The following is a 4742-nucleotide window of genomic DNA, read 5'->3' on the forward strand; positions in this document are numbered from 1 at the left end:
GGCGGCCGCTCCCGCGCCGCCGAGCGCCGCCGCGCCGATCTTCGCGCCGCCGTTCGCGATGCCGGCGATCGTCGAGGCGAACAGCGCGGCGGTGGCGAGCGTCGCGACGGCCCAGGCGAGAAAGCCGTGGGCCGTGTCGCGGAAATACACTTCGTCGACATGCGTGCGCAGCCACCGCGTACGCAGCCGGCCGGCCAGATAGCCGCCGAGCGCGGCGGCCGCGATCTGGGTCAGCGTCACCCACAGTATCGAGCCGATGCCGAGCGCTTTTGCGCTGGCGCCGTCGCCGGCCCACGGCGAGATGCTCGACAGGCCCAGGCCGAAACCCAGAAACACGAGGATCAACGACAGCGCCGCCGCGCCGACGGCGCCGGCCAGGATCGCTCCCCAGGAGACGGCTGAGGCTGGCGGGAAAGTCGGGTCACTCACGGTGACCGCACGCGGCAACGGATCGACAGTGGTTCTTTCCATGATGGTCCCCTTGGCGATTCCGGACACCATGTCCGGCTTGTCGCCAACGCAGGGCATGCTCCGTGCCGGCGCCGGAGTCGCGTGAGAACGCGCAATTCTCGTGCGGCCGTCGTGCAACTTGCTCGGTCGGCGATGGACGTCCGTGAGTCGCGCACGCTGAACGTCACGCGTGCCGGCGATCTGCCACGGTTCCACGCCCGGACGATGACGAAGCGGAGCAGCCGTTCGAGCGCAGATCCGCCTTCACGCAGCGGCGGCAATGGCGCGACCTGCCATCGGGCGCACGGCGGCGTGCGGCGGAAACATGACGGCAGCGCTGATCGGTTGTCCCGAGTGCGCCTCGGATGGCGCACGTCGCTTCGCGGTGGCGGCAACGCTACTCGCCTGACCGCGCGCACTGCGACAACGCCATGTTTCCCAGCCGGTGCTCGCCTGTGCGGGTGATGGCGGCGATTGCGACTCTGTCGTGCGATGCGAAGGGGTTGATGGATGCGGCGGGGTGTCAGCCGGGCTGAATGGGCCGTCCGTTCCCGAGTCGGTTGGCCGGTTCGGCGGCTGGCCAAGGCCTCATCGGAAGAGTTCTTCGGCGTGGATGCGGGAACTCCGAGGAAGCCGTCGGAGAATTCCGAATCGTGGGTGTCCTGGATTCCCCTTCTCGATTCCCTTCCTCGATTCCCTGGCGCCGCACTTTCAGGTATGAAGCTTCCTTCGCGCATCCTCGCGCCCAGGGACTCCGTTCATGTCGCTACGTATCGCCTTCGTCACGCTCGTTGCCGTCGCCCCGGCAGTGGCCCAGGCAGACAATCTGGTCATCAATCCCGATTTCCGCGTCGATGCCGCCGGGTGGACCATCCAGGTCACAGGAAAGGCCACGGCGACTATCTCGGCCGTCGACGGATCTCCGGAGGCCGGCAGTCTCGAGATGAGCGTGACCGGCAGCGACCCGTTCGATACGGGGAGCGTTACCGTGAGCCAGTGCATCCCGAGCTTCGGGCCGGGTCCGTGGGTGTTCGGCGGACGCCTGCGCCAAGTCAGCAGCACCGGCGCGTTCACGCACGGGCTCAGCGTCGATTTCCTCGCGGTGCCGAACTGCGGCTCCGGCCTGACCCGTTCGACCTACGCGGACCCCGGCGCGACGGTGCCCGGAATCCAGGGCAGCTACGTGCAGTACAGCGGCTCGGTGCCCACCGATCCCTTGCCCGGCGGCGGCCCGACGCAGTCGGTGCTCCTCTCGTACCAGTTGTTCTCCACCTTCGGCACGACGACGGTATTCCGGCTGGACAAGGTCTATTTCGGTCCGCCGGGAACCACGCCGGTGGAGCTGATGCGCTTCGACGTGCAGTGAGCGATTCGTGGCGTGTACCGGCCGGCTGGTGATGTGCTGACCTGACCGTCGGCGGATATGACGATCGACGCCGGCTTGCCCACATCCCGGCAATCCGGGCATGAAAAAGGGGCGGAACGCCGCGCGTCCCGCCCCTCGTTCCTTACGCCGCCTTCGGCGCTTCGATCTGCCGGCTCGCCTCGATAGTCTCGCGGGTTTCTTCGCTGCGGATGGCGACGCGGCGAGGCTTCAGCGCTTCGGGGATCTGCCGTTCCAGCGTGATCGTCAGCAGGCCCTGGGTCAGCGAGGCGCCGGCGACCTTCACGTGATCGGCCAGTTCGAAGCGGCGTTCGAACTCGCGGCCGGCGATGCCGCGGTGCAGGTAGTCCACGCCCTGGGACGCTTCCTTCTTCGCGCCGGCGACGACCAGCAGGTTCGGGCTGTCGGTCACCGTCAGCTCGTCGTCGGTGAAGCCGGCCACCGCCATGACGATGCGGTAGCGATCCTCGCCGTCCTTGACGATGTCGTAGGGCGGCCAGTTGTCGATCGGCTGCACGCGGCTGGCGGTGTCGAGCACCTGGAACAGGCGATCGAAGCCGATGCCGGTGCGGAACAGCGGGGAAAAATCGAGGGTCGTTCTCATGGCCATATCCTCATCAAGCAACATGGTTGTCGGCGCGATCGTCGCCGCGCCGTGCAGGCCCGGTTGGCGCCTGCGCGCGGGACATGTGAACCGGAGAAATGCGCTTCAAGAGGCCCGGATTCCGGCGGATTCAGCTTCGATTTAGGCGTGCGTCCGCCGCATCGCGAACAGGCTCACGAGTGCGAGCAGCGCCATGAGCAGCGCAGTCGCGCCAGGGCCGAGCAGCGGCACGGGCTGCGCTGGCGGCGCGCCACGCGTGACGACGTCGAACGTGCCGCTGACCCCGCCGATGGTCAACGTAGCCCGGGTCTGTGTCGCGAAGCTGGCCGACGACATCAGCTGGACGCTGACCGTGTCGCCGTTCTGCACGGTGCCGGCTGCGCTCGTGTAGGCGGCGCCGTTGATCGAATAGGCGCCGCCGGTGATGGATATCGGGCTCGCGCTGTCGATGCCGCCGACGGTGATGGCGTTCGACGTCACCGGCGTGGCCGGTGCGACGCCGGACTGGGGAGCGAACGCGAACGGGTCCGGCACGATGTCGGCGGCGGCGGTCGTGACGATGAAGTCGGCGCTGACGCCGCCGATCGTCAACGTGGCCTGGACCGGTGTCGCGAAGCTGGCCGACGACATCAGCTGGACGCTGACCGTGTCGCCGTTCTGCACGGTGCCGGCTGCGCTGGTGTAGGCGGCGCCGTTGATCGAGTAGGCGCCACCGGCGATGGATATCGGGCTCGCGCTGTCGATGCCGCCGACGGTGATGGCGTTGGACGTCACGAGTGTGGCCGGTGCGACGCCGGACTGGGGCGCGAACGCGAACGGGTTCGGCACGGTGTCGGCGGCGGCGGTCGTGACGATGAAGTCGGCGCTGACGCCGCCGATCGTCAACGTCGCCGTCGTCGCGGTGGCGAACGTCGGTGCGGCGGTCAGCTGGAGCGTGACCGAATCGTTCGGCGACACCGTCGCCGTTGCGGTGGTGTAGGCGGCGCCGTTGACGGAATAGCGGCCGCCGGTGACGGAAATGACGCTCGGGCTGTTGGTGCCGGTGACGACGATGGCCTTCGACGTCGCGACGCTGCCGGGCACGGCGCCGGTCTGCGCGGCGAACGCGAACGGATCGGGTGTGGAATCCTCGGCGACCGTGGTCACGACGAAGTCCGCGCTGACCCCGCCTATCGTCAACCGGGCCGTCGCCGTGGTCGCGAACGTCGGTGGTGCGGTGAGCCGCACGGTCACCGTGTCGCCCGGCAACACCGTGCCCGCCGCGGCGGTGTATGCGCCGGCGTTGATGGCGTAGGTGCCGCCGGTCACGCTGATCGCCGTCGGGTTGTTGATGCCGCTGACGGTGACGGGACTGGAGGTCGCCACCGCGCCCGGCGCGACGTCGGTCTGCGCGGGGAACGCGAACGGGTCGGGCGTGAGATCGGCCGAGAGCAGGAAATTCGGGCCGAAGAAGCCTTCGTCGACGCCGGCGAACACGCCGGGATAGGCCAGTGGGCCGGCACCGGCGATGGACAATGTCTGGCGCGACTGGACGAAGCTGATGCGCATGTCGTAGGTCTCGTTGCCCCGATACAGCATCACGTCGCCGCAGGCCGAGCCGCACTGGTCGGCCACGGGGCCGAAGTAGGCGCCGATGACGTAGACCTGCCCGGGGTTCAATGTGATCGGCGTGATCGCGACATAGCGATAGCTGCCGACGCGCAGTGAAGCAGTCCCGGCCGGCAGGGTGGCCTGCGCGAGCAGGGTGCCGCTAGCGCTCCACAGGCCGATCGGGTGCGCATCCTTCATGCCGTTGGCCGCGTCGTACATGCCGAGCGCCTGGACCTGCACGGCCTCGGCGCCGACGCGGAACGCCCAGCCGGCGGTCGCGCTCTGGTTCGCGCCGATGACGTTGCGCCAGTCCGCCGACAGTCCGTCGGTCGTACGGATGGCGGCGACGTCGACGGCCCGCGCCGGATGGAAGGCGAAACCGAGGAAAGCGGCAAGCAGGAACGCGGCGATCGTGCGCATGGCGAGAGGCCCGGGGGAGATGGCCGTAGTAGCGTCGTGCGGCGGCGGATTCCCTCATCGGTGCCGCAGTGGTGACGCGAGCGGCTGCGGCGAGGGCCGTATGCGGCGTTCGTCGTCACGGGGCGGCTTGCGCGCGGAAGCCGTCCGGCGGCGAGCGTCCGCAGGCTCGGCGTCGTCAGCCCGACGCCGGGCGCGCCGCCGGTGCCGCGGCCCGCTGCGCCAGATCGGCCCGCAGCCGTTGCAGGCGCCGGCGCTGCTCGTCGAAATCGGCCGGCGCGCGGCGCAGGATCGGCT

General features: G+C 69.3%; 3 protein-coding genes and 1 pseudogene. 1 reads left to right on the forward strand and 3 read right to left on the reverse strand.

Annotation, left to right across the window (positions count from 1 at the left end; translation table 11 throughout):
• Positions 1–588 (reverse strand): annotated as a pseudogene (locus NON22_RS20505) (hypothetical protein); the annotation flags it as partial.
• 622 nt (positions 589–1210) lie between these two features.
• Between NON22_RS20505 and NON22_RS20510 the strand changes: the two are divergent.
• Positions 1211–1816: a hypothetical protein gene (locus NON22_RS20510; RefSeq protein ID WP_257388840.1), complete on the forward strand. Its 606-nt coding sequence runs from the start codon at positions 1211–1213 to the stop codon at positions 1814–1816.
• 142 nt (positions 1817–1958) lie between these two features.
• Here NON22_RS20510 and NON22_RS20515 read toward each other — a convergent pair whose 3' ends face one another.
• A complete protein-coding gene (locus tag NON22_RS20515) occupies positions 1959–2438 on the reverse strand; it encodes an Hsp20 family protein (protein WP_257388841.1) in 480 nt (159 codons plus the stop codon).
• 141 nt (positions 2439–2579) lie between these two features.
• Positions 2580–4448: a DUF4082 domain-containing protein gene (locus NON22_RS20520; protein ID WP_257388842.1), complete on the reverse strand. Its 1869-nt coding sequence runs from the start codon at positions 4446–4448 to the stop codon at positions 2580–2582.
• Between the last annotated feature and the right edge of the window lie 294 nt (positions 4449–4742).

The sequence above is a fragment of the Tahibacter caeni genome (assembly GCF_024609805.1).
Classification (GTDB): domain Bacteria; phylum Pseudomonadota; class Gammaproteobacteria; order Xanthomonadales; family Rhodanobacteraceae; genus Tahibacter; species Tahibacter caeni.

What these genes read in the sequence shown, in the direction of transcription:
- NON22_RS20520 (WP_257388842.1), bottom strand. Translation starts at nt 4,448, where the DNA reads ATGCGCACGATCGCCGCGTTCCTGCTTGCCGCTTTCCTCGGTTTCGCC.
- NON22_RS20510 (WP_257388840.1), top strand. Translation starts at nt 1,211, where the DNA reads ATGTCGCTACGTATCGCCTTCGTCACGCTCGTTGCCGTCGCCCCGGCA.
- NON22_RS20515 (WP_257388841.1), bottom strand. Translation starts at nt 2,438, where the DNA reads ATGAGAACGACCCTCGATTTTTCCCCGCTGTTCCGCACCGGCATCGGC.